Here is a 16,163-nt window from a genome sequence, read left to right as displayed (position 1 = left end):
TGAAATGATTGAGGCGATGAATATCGAAATCGCCAAATTCCCTGCGGGCCGCCAGCGCTCAGCGAGTTTGTCTTGCTTGCGTATCGCCCAAGAGATGGGTAAAGGCTTTGTTACCACGGCACAAATGGATGCGATTGCCGCACATTTGGATTTAGAGCCGATTGAAATCTACGAAGTCGCAACGTTTTACACCATGTGTAAACGCGAGCCGACGGGCAAATACAATTTATGTGTCTGCACGAATTTATCCTGCAGCTTATCGGGCAGTCAGGCGATTGTTGATCACTTGAAAAAGCGTTTGAATGTCTCGGCGTTTGATGAGATCACACCCGACGGCAAATTCTCGATTGAAGAAGTGGAGTGCTTGGGCGCTTGTGTGGAGGCGCCGGTGTTGCAATTGGGCGATCATTATCACGCGAATTTAACGCCTGAAAAAATTGACGCCTTGATTGACGAGTTGGAGAAGGCCGATGCTTAATCAAGTTTGTCTTCGCACGCGAGATCTGGATAAACCTTGGAGCTTGGAAGCGTACCGTAGTGTGGGTGGCTATTCCGTGCTTGAAAAAATCATGCGTTCTAAGCAAGACCCTAAAGAAATCATCGATACTTTGAAAGCATCAGGTCTTCGTGGTCGTGGTGGTGCAGGTTTTCCCACGGGTTTGAAGTGGAGCTTCATGAATCGCGATTTGCCCGGCGATAAATACGTGGTGTGTAATTCAGACGAAGGCGAACCCGGCACCTGTAAAGACCGCGATATTTTGCGCTTTAATCCGCACCAGCTGATCGAGGGCATGATTATTGGTGGTTATGTGATGGGTGCGTCGCGCGGTTATAACTATGTTCGTGGCGAATACCGTGAGCCTTACTACCGTTTTGAGGCGGCGCTAAAAGAAGCGCGTGAAGCCGGTTATCTGGGTGAAAATATTTTAGGCTCAGGTTTTGACTTTGAACTGCACGGCACATTGGGCTTGGGCGCCTATATTTGCGGTGAAGAAACAGCCTTATTGAATTCTTTAGAAGGTAAGCGCGGCTTGCCTCGCTTTAAGCCGCCATTTCCGGCTAGTCATGGTTTGTACGGCAAACCCACTACAATTAACAACACGGAAAGTTTCGCCTCAGTGCCTGCGATTTTGCAGCATGGTCCCGAGTGGTTCACGAAAATGGGTGTGGAGAATGCCGCCGGCACAAAGGTGTTTTCGGTGACAGGTTGTGTGAACAAACCCGGTAACTTTGAATTGCCGATGGGTACGCCGTTTAAAGACATACTCGAAATGGCCGGTGGTGTGCGCGGCGGTAAGAAATTAAAAGCGGTGATTCCCGGCGGTTCATCCATGCCAGTGTTGCCTGCCGATATCATCATGGGTATCACCATGGATTATGATTCGGTGGTAAAAGCAGGTTCTTTGTTGGGTTCGGGCGCCATTATTGTGATGGATGAAGACACCTGTATGGTCGGCGCTTTAGAACGTTTGCTGCGCTTTTATAAGCATGAGTCGTGCGGACAGTGCACGCCATGCCGCGAGGGCTGCCCTTGGGTGTGGAAGTTGTGCAAAAAAATCGAAGACGGTCAGGGTACGATGGAAGATTTAGAAACCTTGCGTCGTGTGGCTAAAAATGTTGAAGGCCGCACGATTTGCGTGTTTGGTGAATCCTTTGCTTGGCCGATTGGCGCGATGTTAAAACATTTCTACGACGAATTTGTCTATCACGTGGAGCACGGTTGCTGCCAGGATGGCCCTAAGTCTAAGCGAGTACATCAACATGGCTAAAATTGAGATTGACGGTAAAGCGTTTGAAGTCGCTAACGGTAGCACGATTATCGAAGCGGCTGACGCAAACAATGTTTATATCCCCCGTTTTTGCTATCACAAGAAATTATCGGTCGCGGCCAATTGCCGTATGTGCCTAGTCGAAGTGGAAAAAGCACCGAAAACCTTGCCGGCGTGCGCGACACCTGTCACCGAAGGCATGAAGATCTTTACCAAGTCACAAAAAACGATCGATTCTCAAAAAGCGGTGATGGAATTTTTGTTGATTAACCATCCTTTAGATTGCCCGGTGTGTGATCAGGGTGGCCAGTGTGAACTGCAAGATTTAGCGATGGGTTACGGGGCCGATTTATCGGCATACGATGAATCTAAGCGCGCCGTGTCGAATAAAGAGATTGGCCCCTTGGTCGCCACGGAAATGACGCGCTGTATTCATTGCACGCGTTGTGTGCGCTTTGGTGATGAAGTTGCTGGTCTTCGCGAGCTCGGCCTGGTCAATCGCGGTGGCCATGCTGAGATTGGCACTTACGTGAAACACACGATGCAGTCTGAGTTGTCTGGCAATATTGTGGATTTATGCCCGGTGGGTGCGCTCACGTCTAAGCCATTTCGTTTTGCCGCACGGGCTTGGGAGATGAACAGTTTTGCCAGTGTTGCACCACACGATTGTGTGGGCTCGAATGTGATGGTCAATACTTTGCGCCATGACGTGAAGCGTGTGTTACCGCGTGAGAACGCAAAGCTTAACGAAGTTTGGTTGTCTGATCGCGATCGTTTCAGCTATACCGCGTTGGAGCATGAGCAGCGCTTGTTAAAGCCGATGATTAAACGCAATGGCGAATGGTATGAGGCTGAATGGAAAGACGCGTTTGATGTTGCCTACAAGGGTTTGAAAGTTGTGATCGATGAAAACCCGGCGTACTTGGGCGCGCTATTATCGCCCAGCAGTACGACAGAAGAAGCGTATTTGTTGCAGAAATTTATGCGGGCGGTCGGCTCAAACAATGTGGATCACCGTTTACGTGCTGGTTGCGTGGCCGATCAACAAACCTCAGCGCTGTACCCTGCAATGGCCATCAGTGTCGACGATATTGAGAAACAAAATGCGATTTTCTTGATTGGCTCGAATATTCGTCACGAGCAGCCTATTTTAGGTTTGCGCGTGCGCAAAGCCTTCTTAAAAGGCGCAAAGATTTTTGGCATGAATGTGTACCAGCACCCCATGCATTTTCATTACGAAAGTGAAGTATTGGTTCAGCCTAAAGCCTTTGCTCGTGAGCTCGCGGCGGTGTTAAAAGCGGCTTGTGAGATCAAGGGCGAAACAACTCCTCAAATCTGCAAGCAAGTTGAAGTGACACCTGTTGCGCGCACTATTGCTCAAGGCTTAATTGATGCTGAAAATGCGGCCCTGATTTTAGGTATTTATTTAGAAGCGCATCCGCATGCCGGGGTCTTGCGCGCACTTGCAAAAGCCTTGTCTGAGGTGACCGGCGCAAGCTTTAACCCCATGACCAGTGGCGCCAATAGCCAGGGTGCGCATATTGCCGGTGCGACCCCGCACCGTGCTGAAGGCGGCCAACCAATCGAAAATATGGGTCTTGATACGAATGCGATGTTGAAAGCAGAGCTCGCCGGTTTTGTCTTGTTGAATGTTGAGCCTGAGCTAGATTGTGCCGATCAACACCAAGCCTTGGCGGCCATGCAGCAAGCCGGTTTTGTGGTGGCGATGACGGCATTTGTGAATGAGAACATGAAACAATACGCCGATGTGCTATTGCCGGTGGCACCGTTTACTGAAACCTCGGGCACCTTTGTGAATATCGAAGGCCAGTGGCAAAGCTTTAGAGCAGCAGCGCCTGCGAAAGGTGAAGCGCGCCCAGCTTGGAAAGTCTTGCGTGTCTTGGCTAATGTGTTTGAATGTGAGGGTTTTGATTACGCTTCCAGCGCCGATATTTTGGCTGACGTGAAAAAAGCCTACAGTGCGGCTGATGTGCCTGTGTCTCGTCACTCTTTGCCTGAATCGCTGCCAGAACACGCCGAAGGTTTACAGCTTGTGATGATGCCGCCGATGTATGCGGTGGATAGTTTGGTGCGGCGAGCCGAACCTTTGTCGAAGTTGGTTGATAAAGACGAACGCCATATCGTGGTCAATAGCGCCACAGCAAAAAAAAACGGCATGAACAATGGCCATATGGCGCGTATTGTGGTCGACAAAATCAGCTCCAAATTAAAAGTGTCGATCGATGAGCGCTTGCCGAATGACACGGTGAAGCTCGCTTCGGGTTTATCATCCAGTGCCGGTTTTGGTCGTGCGTACGCATTAATTGAGGTTGAAGTGTAATGGGATTCGGTGACGCGATTATACAGTTATTATGGACGGTGCTATGGATTGTCTGCATTTTAGTGCCGGTGCTAGTGGGCGTGTTGTTCTACACCTACGCTGAGCGAAAAGTGTTGGCGTTTATGCACGTGCGTTTAGGTCCAAACCGCACGGGTTTTAAAGGGTTGTTTCAACCTGTCGCTGATGCTTTAAAGTTGATGCGTAAAGAAATTATTTTCCCTAAAGCCGCCGATTTGTTTTTGTTTCTCTTAGCACCCGTGTTATCGATCGCGCCAGCCTTGGCGGCGTGGGCTGTGATTCCTTTTCAAGGGCATGTGGTGCTGGCCAACATCAATGCTGGCGTGTTGTATATTTTGGCGATGACGTCGTTTGGCGTGTACGGTATTTTATTAGCCGGTTGGTCGTCCAACTCTAAATACGCTTTGTTCGGCGCATTGCGCTCAGCCGCGCAAGTGATTTCCTATGAAATTGCCATGAGCTTTGCTTTGATCGGCGTGTTGATGGCGGCGCACACATTAAACTTAAGTAAAATCGTGCAAGCTCAGTCAGGTGGTTTATGGCATTGGTACTGGTTGCCATTGTTGCCCTTGTTCATCGTCTACTGGATTTCCGGTGTCGCAGAAACCAACCGTTCACCGTTTGATATGGCCGAAGGTGAATCTGAAATTGTCGCGGGTTTCCATGTCGAATATTCGGGCATGACCTTCGCCGTATTCTTCTTGGCGGAATACGCCAATATGTTGTTGATCTCTGTGCTAGCTGCTTTGTTTTTCATGGGCGGCTGGTTATCACCGTTTCAAGGTATTCCAGGCTTGCATGAAGCCTTTGCCTGGGTGCCGGGTGTGGTGTGGTTGATTGCTAAAGCCTTGATTTTTGCTTTTACCTTTTTATGGTTGCGTGCCACATTGCCGCGCTACCGTTACGATCAAATCATGCGTTTGGGCTGGAAAGTGCTCATTCCTGTGACTTTGGTTTGGATTTTTGTTGAAGCGATCGCGGTGCGATTGCATTTACCACCGTGGTGGGGTTAATCATGTCTCGAATGAAAGACTACGTAAAAAGCTTTACTTTATTTGAAATTTTGCAAGGCATGGCACTGACCTGGCGTTATTTCTGGCGTCGCAAAATCACGATACAGTTTCCTGAAGAGACCACGCCGATTTCTCCGCGCTTTCGTGGCTTGCATGCGCTTCGTCGTTATGCCAATGGTGAAGAGCGCTGTATTGCCTGTAAATTGTGCGAAGCGGTTTGCCCGGCTTTGGCGATCACGATTGATTCTCATGAGCGCAGTGATGGCACGCGCCGGACCACGGGCTATGAGATCGATTTATTCAAATGCATTTATTGCGGTTTTTGTGAAGAAGCTTGCCCGGTAGACTCGATCGTCCTGACGGATATTCATCATTATCACATTGAAAAACGTGGTGAGAACATTCTTAACAAACAAAAATTGTTAGCCATTGGCGATCGTTATGAAGAAAGCATCGCCAATAATCGCGCACAAGACGGGGATTACCGATGACATTCACACAAGGCTTTGCACAATTTGTGTTTTACGTGTTTGCTGTAGCGGCTGTCGCTTCTGCTCTTATGGTCGTTTTCACACGAAAGCCCGTGAAAGGCGTGCTCTTTTTAGTGCTCACCTTTATCGCGATGGCGGGCATCTGGATTTTCTTGCAAGCCGAGTTTTTAGCACTGATTTTGGTGGTCGTGTATGTGGGCGCGGTGATGACCTTGTTTTTGTTCGTGGTCATGATGCTCAACACGGAAATTGATCGCAGCAAAAAAATGCTGGTGCGTTATTTGCCCATCGGTTTGGTGGTTATGCTCGTTTTGTTGATCATGATGATTTACGTGGTTGGCTCAGGCCAATTCGGCTTGGCGCATTATGCTGCCCCTGGCCAGCTGCCGGCGCATTACAGCAATGTGAGTGCTTTGGGTACGACCTTGTATGCCGATTATGTGTTGCCCTTTGTCACAGCCGGTGTGCTGCTTTTGGTTGCGATGATTGCAGCGATTGCGCTGGCATTTCGTGGCGCGCATAACCGTAAAATTGAGCGAGTGCCGGATCAGTTGCGGGTGAAAAAAGCTGATCGCTTGCGCGTTGTCAAAATGAAATCGGAGAAGGGCGAATGATTCCATTATCCCATTACTTTATGTTAGCGGCGATTTTGTTTGTCATTAGTTTGGCAGGCATTGTCTTAAACCGTAAAAATATCATCACGGTGTTAATGTCGATCGAGTTGATGTTGTTAGCAGTGAACACAAATTTCGTGGCCGCTGCCGATTATTTGCATAACACGCACGGTGAAGTGTTTGTGTTCTTTATTCTGACGGTGGCGGCGGCAGAAGCGGCCATTGGTTTGGCGATCATGATCGCGGTGTTTAGGTCTCGTCGTTCCATTGCGGTCGACGAATTAGATTCATTAAAAGGGTAGGCAGTCTGTGTTAGTGCATGAAACGATGAAAAATATTGCCTTGGTGATGATCTTATCACCCTTATTGGGTTCGGGCTTGGCAGGCTTTTTTGGCAAAGTCATGGGTCAGCGTGGCGCGCATTGGGTGACGATTATCTCGGTTGCAGTCTCGTTTTTCTGCGCGTTGTTTATCGCCAATCTTGTGTTTATTGACCATGTGCACTATTTGGATGTGAATTTATTCACTTGGGTGAAAAGCGCGAACTACACGATGCATGTCGGCTTTTTGATTGACCGCTTGAGTGCGGCCATGTTATTGCTCGTTACCTTTGTGTCTACTCTGGTCCATATTTACAGTATTGGCTACATGAAAGGCGATGACGGTTACCAGCGCTTTTTCTGCTACATGTCCTTGTTTACGTTTATGATGTTGATGCTGGTGCTGGCGAACAACTTCGCGACCTTGTTTTTCGGTTGGGAAGGCGTGGGCCTGGTGTCTTATTTGCTCATCGGTTTTTGGTATAACAAAGAAACGGCAGCTTTTGGTAGTTTGAAAGCGTTTATCGCTAACCGTGTCGGTGACATGGGCATGATCTTAGGTATCGCCGCGGTCTTGATGTATTTTGGCGATTTGAATTTTAACCACGTTTTTGAGCACCGTGCAGTACTGGCGGGTCAAACCTTGCAAATTATCCCGGGCTGGCATTGGTCTGCGGCGACAGTGGTCTGCATTTTGTTGTTCATCGGTGCCATGGGTAAGTCAGCGCAAATGCCATTGCATGTGTGGTTACCAGAATCCATGGAAGGCCCAACACCGATTTCTGCCATGATTCACGCGGCTACGATGGTCACCGCCGGTGTGTATATGGTGGCGCGTTTTTCGCCGTTGTTTGAAATGTCTTCAACCGCCTTGAGCGTGGTGTTGGTTTTGGGTGCGACCACGTGTTTCTTCTGTGGTTTATTGGGCGTGTTTCAGCACGATATCAAACGTGTTATTGCTTATTCAACGTTATCACAATTAGGCTATATGATGGCCGGTGTGGGCGCGTCTGCCTTTTCAGCCGGTATGTTCCACTTGTTCACACACGGTTGCTTTAAAGCTTTGTTGTTCTTGGCCGCAGGCTCGGTGATCGTGGCCAACCATCACGAGCAAGACATGCGTAAAATGGGTGGCTTGTGGCGTTACATGCCGATTACCTACGTGACTTTTTTAATTGGTGGTTTGGCGCTTTCAGCGATCCCACCGTTTGCGGGTTTTTACTCAAAAGACACGATTATTGATGCTGTGGGTCATTCGCACATTGCCGGCAGCGGTTATGCGTATTTGTGCGTGCTGTTCGGTGCGTTTGTCACGGCACTGTACACCTTCCGCGCTTTTTTCTTAACGTTTCACGGTAAAAATAAAGCAGACCCTGAAGTGAAAGCGCATTTGAAAGAATCACCTTGGGTGATGACAGTGCCTTTGATCTTATTGGCGATCCCTTCAACCATTTTAGGTTTCTGTTTGATTGACTCGATTATTTATGGCCACCCAGGTTTATTGGGTGCGTCGATTTATACAGCACCACAGTTTGATGTGATCTCACGCATGGCGCCGGATTTTCATGGTGCTTGGTGGATGGCGCTACATGCGTTTATCACTTGGCCGTTCTGGTTGGCTATCGCGGGTGTCTTCGTGGCTTGGTATTTCAATCTTCGCAACCCAGCCTTGGCAGAGCGCTTGAAAAAACAGCTCAGCTTTTTGTATGCCATTATGCTCAACAAATACGGTTTTGATGATTTCAATCAAATCGTGTTTGTGCGCGGCACACAACGTTTGGGTAAATGGCTATTAGATTATGTCGATAATGGCTTGATTGACGGCGTGTTGGTCAATGGCACGGGCCGTTTGATTGGTTTGATTGCTCGTGTGGCGCGTACCGCGCAAACGGGTTATGTCTATCACTACGTGTTTGCGATGGTGATAGGCTTATTTGTTTTGCTAGGTTGGCGTTTAATTTAATAGACGATGATAATCTTGCAGTAAAGACTAATGGTAGGAAAGTAAAAACATGATACACATCTTGTTGAGTTTGATGATCTGGTTGCCAGTCGTGGGTGGTGTGTTGACGCTATTTACGGGTGGTGATGAGAATCAACACATCGCGAAACTGATCGCCTTAATCAGCTGTATTATAGTTTTGCTGCTGTGCTTGCCGATGTATTTCTATTTCGATGTGAACTCCAGCGCTATGCAGTTGGTTGAAAATGTTACCTGGATCAAGCAGTTTGGCATTCATTACGCCTTGGGTGTGGATGGCTTGTCATTAGTTATGATCATGCTCACCAATTTCACGAGTTTGTGTGTGGTGATTGCTGCGTTTTCTGCGATCAAGGAAAAAGTATCACACTACATGGCAGCTTTCTTGATCATGCAGGGCATGATGGTCGGTGTGTTTGCCGCCACCGATGCTATGCTGTTTTATGTTTTCTGGGAAGCGATGCTGATTCCGATGTATTTGTGTATCGGCGTGTGGGGTGGCGAAAAGCGCAGCTACGCGTCGATTAAATTTTTTATCTATACTTTTTTCGGCTCGGCTTTAATGTTGTTGGCCCTGCTGTACTTGGGTAACCAAGCCGGCAATTTCAGTATCGCGAGCTTTTACACCTTGCATATGTCAATGACAGTGCAAGTGTTTATCTTCGTGGCATTTTTCTTGGCTTTTGCCGTTAAAGTGCCGATGTGGCCGTTTCACACGTGGTTGCCGGATGCGCACACCGAAGCCCCTCCAGGTGGTTCGGTGATTTTGGCGGCGTTGATGTTGAAAATGGGTATCTACGGTTTCTTGCGCTTTTCTATGCCGATTGTCCCAGACGCAAGCCAAGCTTTAGATTGGATGATGATTATCTTAGGCTTAATTGCGATTGTGTATGTGGCCTACATTGCGATTGTGCAAACGGATATCAAGCGTTTGATCGCGTATTCTTCGATTTCGCACATGGGTTTTGCCGTGCTCGCCTGCTTTATGGTGTACTCGATCATTGGCACCAGTGGTGACTACCAAGATGCGTATTTAAGTATTGAAGGCGGTGTGGTGCAGATGATTTCTCATGCCTTTGGTTCGGGTGCGATGTTCATTGGTGTGGGTATTTTGTATGATCAATTGCTGAGCCGTAAATTCACTTCGTATGGTGGCGCGGCCAAATACATGCCGGTGTTTGCCGCGTTTTTTATGTTGTTTGCGATGTCAAACGTTGGCCTGCCGGGAACGTCTGGCTTTGTCGGTGAGTTCATGATTATTTTGTCAGCGTTTAAGGCACACTTCTGGGTGGCTTTCTTTGCAGCATCCACCTTGATTTTGGGTGCGGCGTATACGCTATGGGCGTATAAAAAGATTTTCTTTGGTGAGGTCACACCCGGCGTTGAGACCTTAAAGGATATTTCGCGCAGTTATTTGGTGGTCTACATTTTGTTGGCCATTGGTGTGATTTGGATTGGTGTGTACCCTGAATGGTTGCTGCGCGTGTTGCATGCGTCGGTGGGGCATATCCTCCAGCTAAGCTTGCAAAGCAGGCTGTAAAAGGGACAATTTGGCGTTGATAAGCTATGCAAAACTCTCTTCAAAATGCTCATTGACCGCTTAAAGTCAACTGCGCTTTTTCATCGAGTTTTGCTACGCTTCTCTTTGCCAAATGGCCCTTTTATTGAAGGGCTGATTGCGGCTACCGTGAAGGTTTCGCATTGGCAGGGCTTCTGAAGGCAGGATGCCGTAAGAGAGCCTGCAGGGATGTATTTATGGCGTCCCTGTTAATGCGAAAGCTTTAAAGGTAGCAAGCAAACCGCTTGGAAAAGACAAACAACAACGTTTTGATGAAACGAGGTGAATGAAACAATGGAATTTTACAACATATTGCCACAACTCGTGTTGCTTGCCATGGCCTGCGTGGTGCTATTGGTTGACGCATTTCACCCTAAACAAAAAGGCTTTCGGGTAACCTATGCGCTCACGCAAGGCACCTTGATTGTTGCGGCAGTCTTCAGTGCGATGCTGTATGGTGAGGGTTCGCATACCGTGTTTAGCGGCAATTTTATCCGCGATCGTCTGACCTCAGTTGTAGAGGTGTTTGTCTTTATTTCGATGTTTATCACCTTATTGGTGTCGCGCCGCTATATTTTACAGCGCAAAGGCATGGCGCGCGGTGAATATTATATTTTAGCTTTGTTCTCAACCTTGGGCATGACCTTGCTTGCCGGCGGTCATACCTTGTTAATGATTTACTTAGGGCTTGAGTTAATGTCCTTGCCTTTGTACGCCATGGTGGCGTTTAATCGTGATAATCCCAAAGCCACAGAAGCCGCGATGAAGTATTTCATCATGGGCGCGATTGCATCCGGCATGTTGCTCTATGGTATGTCTATGGTGTTTATGGCCACAGGTCATTTAGATTTAAGCAATATCCGCGCGTTGGCGACCGCGCCGCAACCGCTCATGCTCACGTATGGCATGGTGTTTATATTGATCGGTATTGCGTTTAAATTAGGCGCTGCACCATTTCATATGTGGGTGCCGGACGTGTACGACGGTGCGCCGGTGTCTGTCACGATGATGGTCGGTTCTGCGCCGAAGATTGCAGCCTTTGCCATGGCAGTCCGTTTACTCGTGGATATGTTGCCGGCGATGAAAGCCGAGTGGCAGCCTTTATTGATTTTTTTAACCATGCTTTCTATTGGTGTGGGCAGTGTGATTGCCATCGCACAAAGCAATATCAAGCGTCTCTTTGCGTATTCTGGTATTGCGCACATGGGGTATATGTTGCTCGGCATTTTGGCCGGTACAGCAGCGGGGTATTCAGCGTCTTTGTTCTATGTGTTGACCTATGCGCTAACGGCCACGGCAGGCTTCACGCTGTTAACGATCATGTCGCATCAAGGCTTTGAGTGTGAAAATATCGAGGATTTGAAAGGTTTGCATCAGCGCAATCCTTGGCTGGCCTTGATGATGCTCTTCATCGTTTTCTCGATGGCAGGCGTGCCGCCGTTTATCGGCTTCTTTGCAAAAGTGGCGGTGATCAAGGCCTTGTTGGATGCGCATTTCTTGGTGGTGCCCATCATTGCGATCGTGTTTGCGATCATCGGTTTGTTCTACTACCTGCGTGTGGTGAAAGTGGTGTACTTTGATCAAGCCGACACACAAACGCCTGTGGCTTGGCATATGGACACGCGTGTGATGTTAACCATCAATAGCGTGGCTTTGTTGGTCTTTGGTATTGTGCCGGGTGTGTTGTTCACATTAACGCAGCACGTGTTTTTGCAGGCTTTGTAAAAAACTATGAGTGCAGACGATAAAACCTATCTCGTCAAAAGCGGGAATAAATATAAAACAGAACAAGGTTTTAGCGCGATCAAAGACGGCGTGAAAACGCATCGCTACGAGGAAAAAGCCTTGGGCAAAAAACCGGGTTGGTTGAATATCAAGCTTGCTTCAAGTCCCGAATTTCAAGCCGTCAAGGGTGTGGTGAAAAAACACCGCCTGGCTACCGTCTGCGAAGAAGCTAAGTGTCCGAATATTTCAGAATGCTGGAGTGCGGGTACTGCGACCTTTATGGTCATGGGTGCGGTCTGCACGCGCGCTTGCCAGTTTTGTTCAGTCGACACGGGCAACCCCAAAGGCTGGCTCGATAAAGACGAGCCTGATCATTGCGCGAATGCGGTGAAACTCATGGGCTTAAAATACATTGTGCTCACTTCAGTGGATCGCGATGACATTGAAGATGGCGGTGCGGCGCATTATGCTGCTTGTGTGAAAGCGATTAAGCGCGATAATCCAGAAACCGCGGTTGAAGCCTTAGTGCCGGATTTTCAGGGTTCTGAACGTGCTGTCGATACGGTATTGGCTTCAGGTGTGGATGTCTTCGCGCAAAACTTAGAAACCGTTAAACGTTTAACACACCCCGTGCGTGATCCGCGCGCAGGCTATGAGCAAACCTTGAATGTGCTGGCCTACGCGAAACAAGCTTCGCCTAATACACTCACAAAAACCAGCTTGATGTTGGGTTTGGGTGAAACGGATGAAGAAGTGCTAGAAGCCATGCGGGATATTAAAGCGGCGAATGTCGATATTTTAACGCTAGGCCAATACCTGCGCCCGACGAAAAACCATCTACCCGTTGAGCGTTATGTCACCCCCGAGCAATTTAATCACTTTCGTGAGAAAGGCCTTGCGATGGGCTTTTTGGAAGTGGTGTCAGGGCCTTTGGTTCGCTCTAGCTATAGGGCCGAACAGGCTCTTCTAAAAAACAATGTCGGTCTTCCTTCATGAAGCACTAGAGGCTTTAAATGTTTAAGCACCAAATTGCCACAGTTTTGAAAAAATGCGGAGATAGTTTTCCTGTGAACGCACCCACTTTACAGAGTAAGTTTTTACATGGCTTGCAAGACTATACGGCCATTTGGCAGGCCATGCGCGAGCAAGTTGATACGCGTGATGAGACTTCGGCTGATGAGTTGTGGTTATTAGAGCATGCGCCGGTGTTTACACAAGGGCAGGCTGGTAAAGCGGAGCATGTGTTGAATCCTCACGGCATTCCGATCGTGCAGTCCGATCGCGGTGGGCAGGTCACGTACCATGGCCCGGGTCAGTTAGTGGCGTATTGTTTGTTTGACCTTGAGCGTTTAGGTATTGGTACTAAGCATTTGGTGTGCGGTTTGGAAAAAGCCATCATGGCGACACTTGAACATTACGGTATTGAATCACAGCTAAAAACCGGCGCGCCGGGTGTGTATGTGCACGATGCGAAGATCGCCTCGCTCGGTTTGCGGGTGCGCAAAGGTAAAACCTACCACGGCTTGAGCTTAAATGTGGCGATGGATTTAACGCCATTTTCATACATTAACCCTTGTGGCTTTCAGGGAATGAGGATGGTGGATATGCAAGGCTTGGGTGTTTTTGCTAATCTTGCAAACGTGGCGCAAGCATTACAAACAAGGATTATTGATCAATTTCAATTGACAGTCACGAGAGAATAATCATGAAGAAAAAACGTATATTGGTTGTGGCGGCGCTAGTCGCTTTGTTTAATCTGGCTTTCTCACAAGCTTTGGTCGCTCGCTTCCCTAATCAAATTGATTGCGCTCAGGTGGCTTGTGATGATGTCGCTAAAAATTTTCCAGGCCTTGGCTGGTCAGAGAGTTCATCCAGCAGCAATAAAAGCGGTGTGTATGTGCAGGCTGCCGATCCTGCCGGGGCGTTCTTGTTCGAAAAAGAGGGCAACAAACCCTCTGTGGCGATGAAGGCTTATAGTCGAGCGGATGGTCGTGATCAAGTTTGGCTGGCAACGGCATACCCGATTAATGTTAGCAAAACGATTGAAGACTTTTCTACGGCCTGGACGCCGGAGGATCTTCACACGATGTATCAGTGTAATCAGAAAACAGGTGATTTAATGTGTCCTGTGTATGTGGATACGCCGTCCGAGCCCTAGCTTGCAAATAGTAGTAAAGCCTCTATAGTGAAGCGATTAACAAGGAGTGTTATCGATGAAAAAAATGGTGATGTTATCTGTTGCAGCATTGGCGGTGATGAGCTTAAGTGCTTGTTCGAATATGTCTAAGGAAACCAAGGGCACGTTGATTGGCGGTGCTGCCGGTGGTGCGGTGGGCGCAGTGGTTACGGATAGTCCGGTCGGTGCCGCTGTGGGTGCAGCGGCCGGTGGTTTGATTGGTCATACAGTGGCTAAAGATTAGCTCAGTGATTACGGGTAAGTTTAAAGGGGCCGTTGGCCACGGCTGTCAGGTGTAGCCAACCCGCATGAGCTGTCTACATATTGATCAAAATTGCACTTCGTATTTGAATCCGCCGAATTATAAAACTCCCACTGAAGCACTTAACAGGCTATGTGAGAGACGGGGAATTGCACTTCGTATTTGAATCCGCCTCCAATGATTGATGCCATCGCTTGTGATTATAAAATTCAATGTAGGCGCGAATCGCTTCCTTTAAATCCTTCACGCTATCATAATCATTTAAATAAAATTCTTCCTGTTTAAAACTGCGCCAGAAGCGCTCAATATACACGTTATCCGTGCATCGCCCTTTACCTGTCATGCTAATCTTGATGTCATATTCACGCAACATACTCACCCAATCCTCACTGGTAAATTGACAACCCTGATCACTGTTGACGATCTCAGGTGTCGCATAATAAAACCCGCTTTTAAGCGCATCAATGCAACTACCCGTTTCCAAGGTGCAAGACAAGGACCAGCCGACTACGTACCGGCTATACACATCACAATCAACGCCACTAAGCACATAAACCCATCAGGCATCCGCAAGTAGGTGATATCGACCATCCAAGCCTGGTTTGGCCGTGTGATCACCACATCCCTGAGTAAGTAAGGGTGCACAGCATGCAACTTGTTACGTCGGCTTGTATTCGGTCCTGGAAAAATGGCCCCAATACCGCCTAACTGCATGAGTCGCTGCACACACTTGCGATTGACCTTAAACCCGCTCGCTCTTAACTCCTTCGTGGGAGAAATAGGTGCTTAGACAAGATTATATCCCACAAGTAGAGTTGCTGCTCGATTGCTTACGGGCGGTAATTTCAGCGAGCACGTTTTAGCTTAATTTCTAAATTAAATCCTAGCGCGCTCGCATACTTACTTAGTGTTTTCAGCGAAGGCGAATGCTTCCCGCGCCCACCAGCAGCCTCTAGGCGAGCAATTACTGATTTTTTGGTATGCATTTTTTCGGCTATATCGTCTTGAGTCATATCAGCCTTTTGGCGAGATTGTTTTAGCGTCTCAGCCAGTTCAAGCTGCAATTTAAAAGCTTTATATTCAGTGCGTGCTTCATCGTCACTTAATACGGATTGCTTGAGCTCATCATGCCATTTAGTAGATCGCTTAGTCATTTTTAATAACCTCGTTTAGTCGCTTTACTGCAATTTTCAGTTCATTTTTTGGAGTTGCTTGTGTTTTTTTAACAAAAGCGTGCAATATCACAATCTCACGCTTCACGACAGCACAATAAGAAATTCTTGCGATGCCTTCTTCCGCCTTAACGCGAAGCTCAAATAACCCATCACCCATGGCCTTTGTATGAGGCATACCCAGGTTAGGCCCTGTTTGAATCATCCTATCAGTCAAAGCCACATAGCGAGCTTTTATTTTATTTGGCAACGCATTGATTTCTTTTAGGCGTATGGGAGAAGTTAAGGGAAGAGGATTTTTTGCTTGCTTTGCGAGTCATCAATACCTACGAAGATGACATTGTGCCAGAAGCGCTAAAGATGGAAGCGAACTATCAGTTTTATCAGTATAAGTTACTGCTTGACTTGCTTTCATGCCCTAAAGTAGAGCACTCGATGAGACGAAAACTCGAAGGCTTAATGGATCGTTGCTTGCATGATATTTACAATATGCTCTTTGTTGCTTGTGTGGTTTGTACGGCATCAACCACAGAAAGAAGCCAATGGACAAAGATGCAACGTTCAGCAATGGAGGGATTCGAAAAGGGGATTTTGATTGATCAAATTCGCGGTGACCTATCTGAGGTTGAGCGTAGAGAACTGGCCACGTTGGGTTTGCGAAAGTGGAAGCACTTTGAGCTACTGGTCACAAGTTATCGAATTGTCCGTCGGCCACTAACAAAA

Annotated in this window: 17 protein-coding genes and 1 pseudogene (1 of these 18 only partly in view); 15 read left to right on the top strand and 3 right to left on the bottom strand. The window is 47.8% G+C overall.

Going from position 1 to position 16,163, the window contains the following annotated elements:
• Positions 1–4 precede the first annotated feature (4 nt).
• From COV52_04230 to COV52_04165, 14 genes are all read left to right on the top strand, one after another.
• Positions 5–478: an NAD(P)H-dependent oxidoreductase subunit E gene (locus COV52_04230; GenBank protein PIR11423.1), complete on the top strand. Its 474-nt coding sequence runs from the start codon at positions 5–7 to the stop codon at positions 476–478.
• Entirely contained in the window at positions 471–1,769 is a 1,299-nt protein-coding gene (locus COV52_04225; protein ID PIR11401.1) for an NADH-quinone oxidoreductase subunit F, read from the top strand. The genes COV52_04230 and COV52_04225 overlap by 8 nt, the downstream gene beginning before the upstream one ends.
• Positions 1,756–4,110: an NADH-quinone oxidoreductase subunit G gene (locus COV52_04220; protein ID PIR11422.1), complete on the top strand. Its 2,355-nt coding sequence runs from the start codon at positions 1,756–1,758 to the stop codon at positions 4,108–4,110. The genes COV52_04225 and COV52_04220 overlap by 14 nt, the downstream gene beginning before the upstream one ends.
• Positions 4,110–5,141, top strand: a complete 1,032-nt coding sequence (locus tag COV52_04215) for an NADH-quinone oxidoreductase subunit NuoH (GenBank protein ID PIR11400.1) — start codon at positions 4,110–4,112, stop codon at positions 5,139–5,141. The genes COV52_04220 and COV52_04215 overlap by 1 nt, the downstream gene beginning before the upstream one ends.
• Before the next feature lie 2 nt (positions 5,142–5,143).
• Positions 5,144–5,632: an NADH-quinone oxidoreductase subunit NuoI gene (locus tag COV52_04210; protein PIR11399.1), complete on the top strand. Its 489-nt coding sequence runs from the start codon at positions 5,144–5,146 to the stop codon at positions 5,630–5,632.
• Positions 5,629–6,246, top strand: coding sequence for an NADH:ubiquinone oxidoreductase subunit J (locus tag COV52_04205; GenBank protein PIR11398.1), 618 nt, complete (start codon positions 5,629–5,631; stop codon positions 6,244–6,246). The genes COV52_04210 and COV52_04205 overlap by 4 nt, the downstream gene beginning before the upstream one ends.
• Positions 6,243–6,548, top strand: a complete 306-nt coding sequence (locus COV52_04200; protein PIR11397.1) for an NADH-quinone oxidoreductase subunit NuoK — start codon at positions 6,243–6,245, stop codon at positions 6,546–6,548. Before COV52_04205 ends, COV52_04200 begins: the two co-directional genes overlap by 4 nt.
• 25 nt (positions 6,549–6,573) lie before the next feature.
• The gene (locus COV52_04195) at positions 6,574–8,529 is read left to right on the top strand and encodes an NADH-quinone oxidoreductase subunit L (protein ID PIR11421.1); all 1,956 of its coding nucleotides are present in this window, start codon (positions 6,574–6,576) and stop codon (positions 8,527–8,529) included.
• A gap of 49 nt (positions 8,530–8,578) precedes the next feature.
• Positions 8,579–10,087 carry an NADH-quinone oxidoreductase subunit M gene (locus COV52_04190; GenBank protein ID PIR11396.1) on the top strand — a complete coding sequence of 503 codons (1,509 nt, stop codon included), beginning with the start codon at positions 8,579–8,581 and terminating at the stop codon, positions 10,085–10,087.
• Between the two features lie 312 nt (positions 10,088–10,399).
• Positions 10,400–11,830, top strand: a complete 1,431-nt coding sequence (locus tag COV52_04185; GenBank protein ID PIR11395.1) for an NADH-quinone oxidoreductase subunit NuoN — start codon at positions 10,400–10,402, stop codon at positions 11,828–11,830.
• A 6-nt stretch (positions 11,831–11,836) separates the two neighbouring features.
• The gene (gene lipA, locus COV52_04180; GenBank protein ID PIR11394.1) at positions 11,837–12,826 is read left to right on the top strand and encodes a lipoyl synthase; all 990 of its coding nucleotides are present in this window, start codon (positions 11,837–11,839) and stop codon (positions 12,824–12,826) included.
• A gap of 17 nt (positions 12,827–12,843) precedes the next feature.
• Positions 12,844–13,533 carry an octanoyltransferase gene (locus tag COV52_04175; GenBank protein ID PIR11393.1) on the top strand — a complete coding sequence of 230 codons (690 nt, stop codon included), beginning with the start codon at positions 12,844–12,846 and terminating at the stop codon, positions 13,531–13,533.
• A gap of 2 nt (positions 13,534–13,535) precedes the next feature.
• On the top strand, positions 13,536–13,988 hold the full coding sequence (locus COV52_04170) for a hypothetical protein (protein ID PIR11392.1): 453 nt from the start codon (positions 13,536–13,538) through the stop codon (positions 13,986–13,988).
• A 55-nt stretch (positions 13,989–14,043) separates the two neighbouring features.
• Positions 14,044–14,250 carry a hypothetical protein gene (locus COV52_04165; protein PIR11391.1) on the top strand — a complete coding sequence of 69 codons (207 nt, stop codon included), beginning with the start codon at positions 14,044–14,046 and terminating at the stop codon, positions 14,248–14,250.
• Between the two features lie 148 nt (positions 14,251–14,398).
• On the opposite strand, the gene COV52_04160 is transcribed toward COV52_04165, so the two are convergent.
• From COV52_04160 to COV52_04150, 3 genes are all read right to left on the bottom strand, one after another.
• A complete protein-coding gene (locus tag COV52_04160; GenBank protein ID PIR11390.1) occupies positions 14,399–14,818 on the bottom strand; it encodes a hypothetical protein in 420 nt (139 codons plus the stop codon).
• 295 nt (positions 14,819–15,113) lie between these two features.
• The gene (locus COV52_04155; GenBank protein PIR11389.1) at positions 15,114–15,422 is read right to left on the bottom strand and encodes a transcriptional regulator; all 309 of its coding nucleotides are present in this window, start codon (positions 15,420–15,422) and stop codon (positions 15,114–15,116) included.
• Positions 15,415–15,714 (bottom strand): hypothetical protein, encoded by a 300-nt coding sequence (locus tag COV52_04150; GenBank protein PIR11388.1) that lies wholly within the window; start codon positions 15,712–15,714, stop codon positions 15,415–15,417. The genes COV52_04155 and COV52_04150 overlap by 8 nt, the downstream gene beginning before the upstream one ends.
• Positions 15,715–15,740: 26 nt before the next feature.
• Here COV52_04150 and COV52_04145 point away from each other — a divergent pair.
• Positions 15,741–16,163, top strand: a pseudogene (locus tag COV52_04145) (hypothetical protein) (it continues 84 nt past the right edge of the window).

The organism is Gammaproteobacteria bacterium CG11_big_fil_rev_8_21_14_0_20_46_22, from assembly GCA_002796245.1.
Taxonomy (GTDB): Bacteria; Pseudomonadota; Gammaproteobacteria; order UBA12402; family UBA12402; genus 1-14-0-20-46-22.
The sequence above is the reverse complement of the archived record's forward strand: the minus strand, read 5'-3'. Positions and strand labels throughout refer to the sequence as shown.

What these genes read in the sequence shown, in the direction of transcription:
- COV52_04230 (PIR11423.1), top strand. Translation starts at nt 5, where the DNA reads ATGATTGAGGCGATGAATATCGAAATCGCCAAATTCCCTGCGGGCCGC.
- COV52_04225 (PIR11401.1), top strand. Translation starts at nt 471, where the DNA reads ATGCTTAATCAAGTTTGTCTTCGCACGCGAGATCTGGATAAACCTTGG.
- COV52_04215 (PIR11400.1), top strand. Translation starts at nt 4,110, where the DNA reads ATGGGATTCGGTGACGCGATTATACAGTTATTATGGACGGTGCTATGG.
- COV52_04210 (PIR11399.1), top strand. Translation starts at nt 5,144, where the DNA reads ATGTCTCGAATGAAAGACTACGTAAAAAGCTTTACTTTATTTGAAATT.
- COV52_04205 (PIR11398.1), top strand. Translation starts at nt 5,629, where the DNA reads ATGACATTCACACAAGGCTTTGCACAATTTGTGTTTTACGTGTTTGCT.
- COV52_04200 (PIR11397.1), top strand. Translation starts at nt 6,243, where the DNA reads ATGATTCCATTATCCCATTACTTTATGTTAGCGGCGATTTTGTTTGTC.
- COV52_04195 (PIR11421.1), top strand. Translation starts at nt 6,574, where the DNA reads ATGAAAAATATTGCCTTGGTGATGATCTTATCACCCTTATTGGGTTCG.
- COV52_04190 (PIR11396.1), top strand. Translation starts at nt 8,579, where the DNA reads ATGATACACATCTTGTTGAGTTTGATGATCTGGTTGCCAGTCGTGGGT.
- COV52_04185 (PIR11395.1), top strand. Translation starts at nt 10,400, where the DNA reads ATGGAATTTTACAACATATTGCCACAACTCGTGTTGCTTGCCATGGCC.
- lipA (PIR11394.1), top strand. Translation starts at nt 11,837, where the DNA reads ATGAGTGCAGACGATAAAACCTATCTCGTCAAAAGCGGGAATAAATAT.
- COV52_04175 (PIR11393.1), top strand. Translation starts at nt 12,844, where the DNA reads ATGTTTAAGCACCAAATTGCCACAGTTTTGAAAAAATGCGGAGATAGT.
- COV52_04170 (PIR11392.1), top strand. Translation starts at nt 13,536, where the DNA reads ATGAAGAAAAAACGTATATTGGTTGTGGCGGCGCTAGTCGCTTTGTTT.
- COV52_04165 (PIR11391.1), top strand. Translation starts at nt 14,044, where the DNA reads ATGAAAAAAATGGTGATGTTATCTGTTGCAGCATTGGCGGTGATGAGC.
- COV52_04155 (PIR11389.1), bottom strand. Translation starts at nt 15,422, where the DNA reads ATGACTAAGCGATCTACTAAATGGCATGATGAGCTCAAGCAATCCGTA.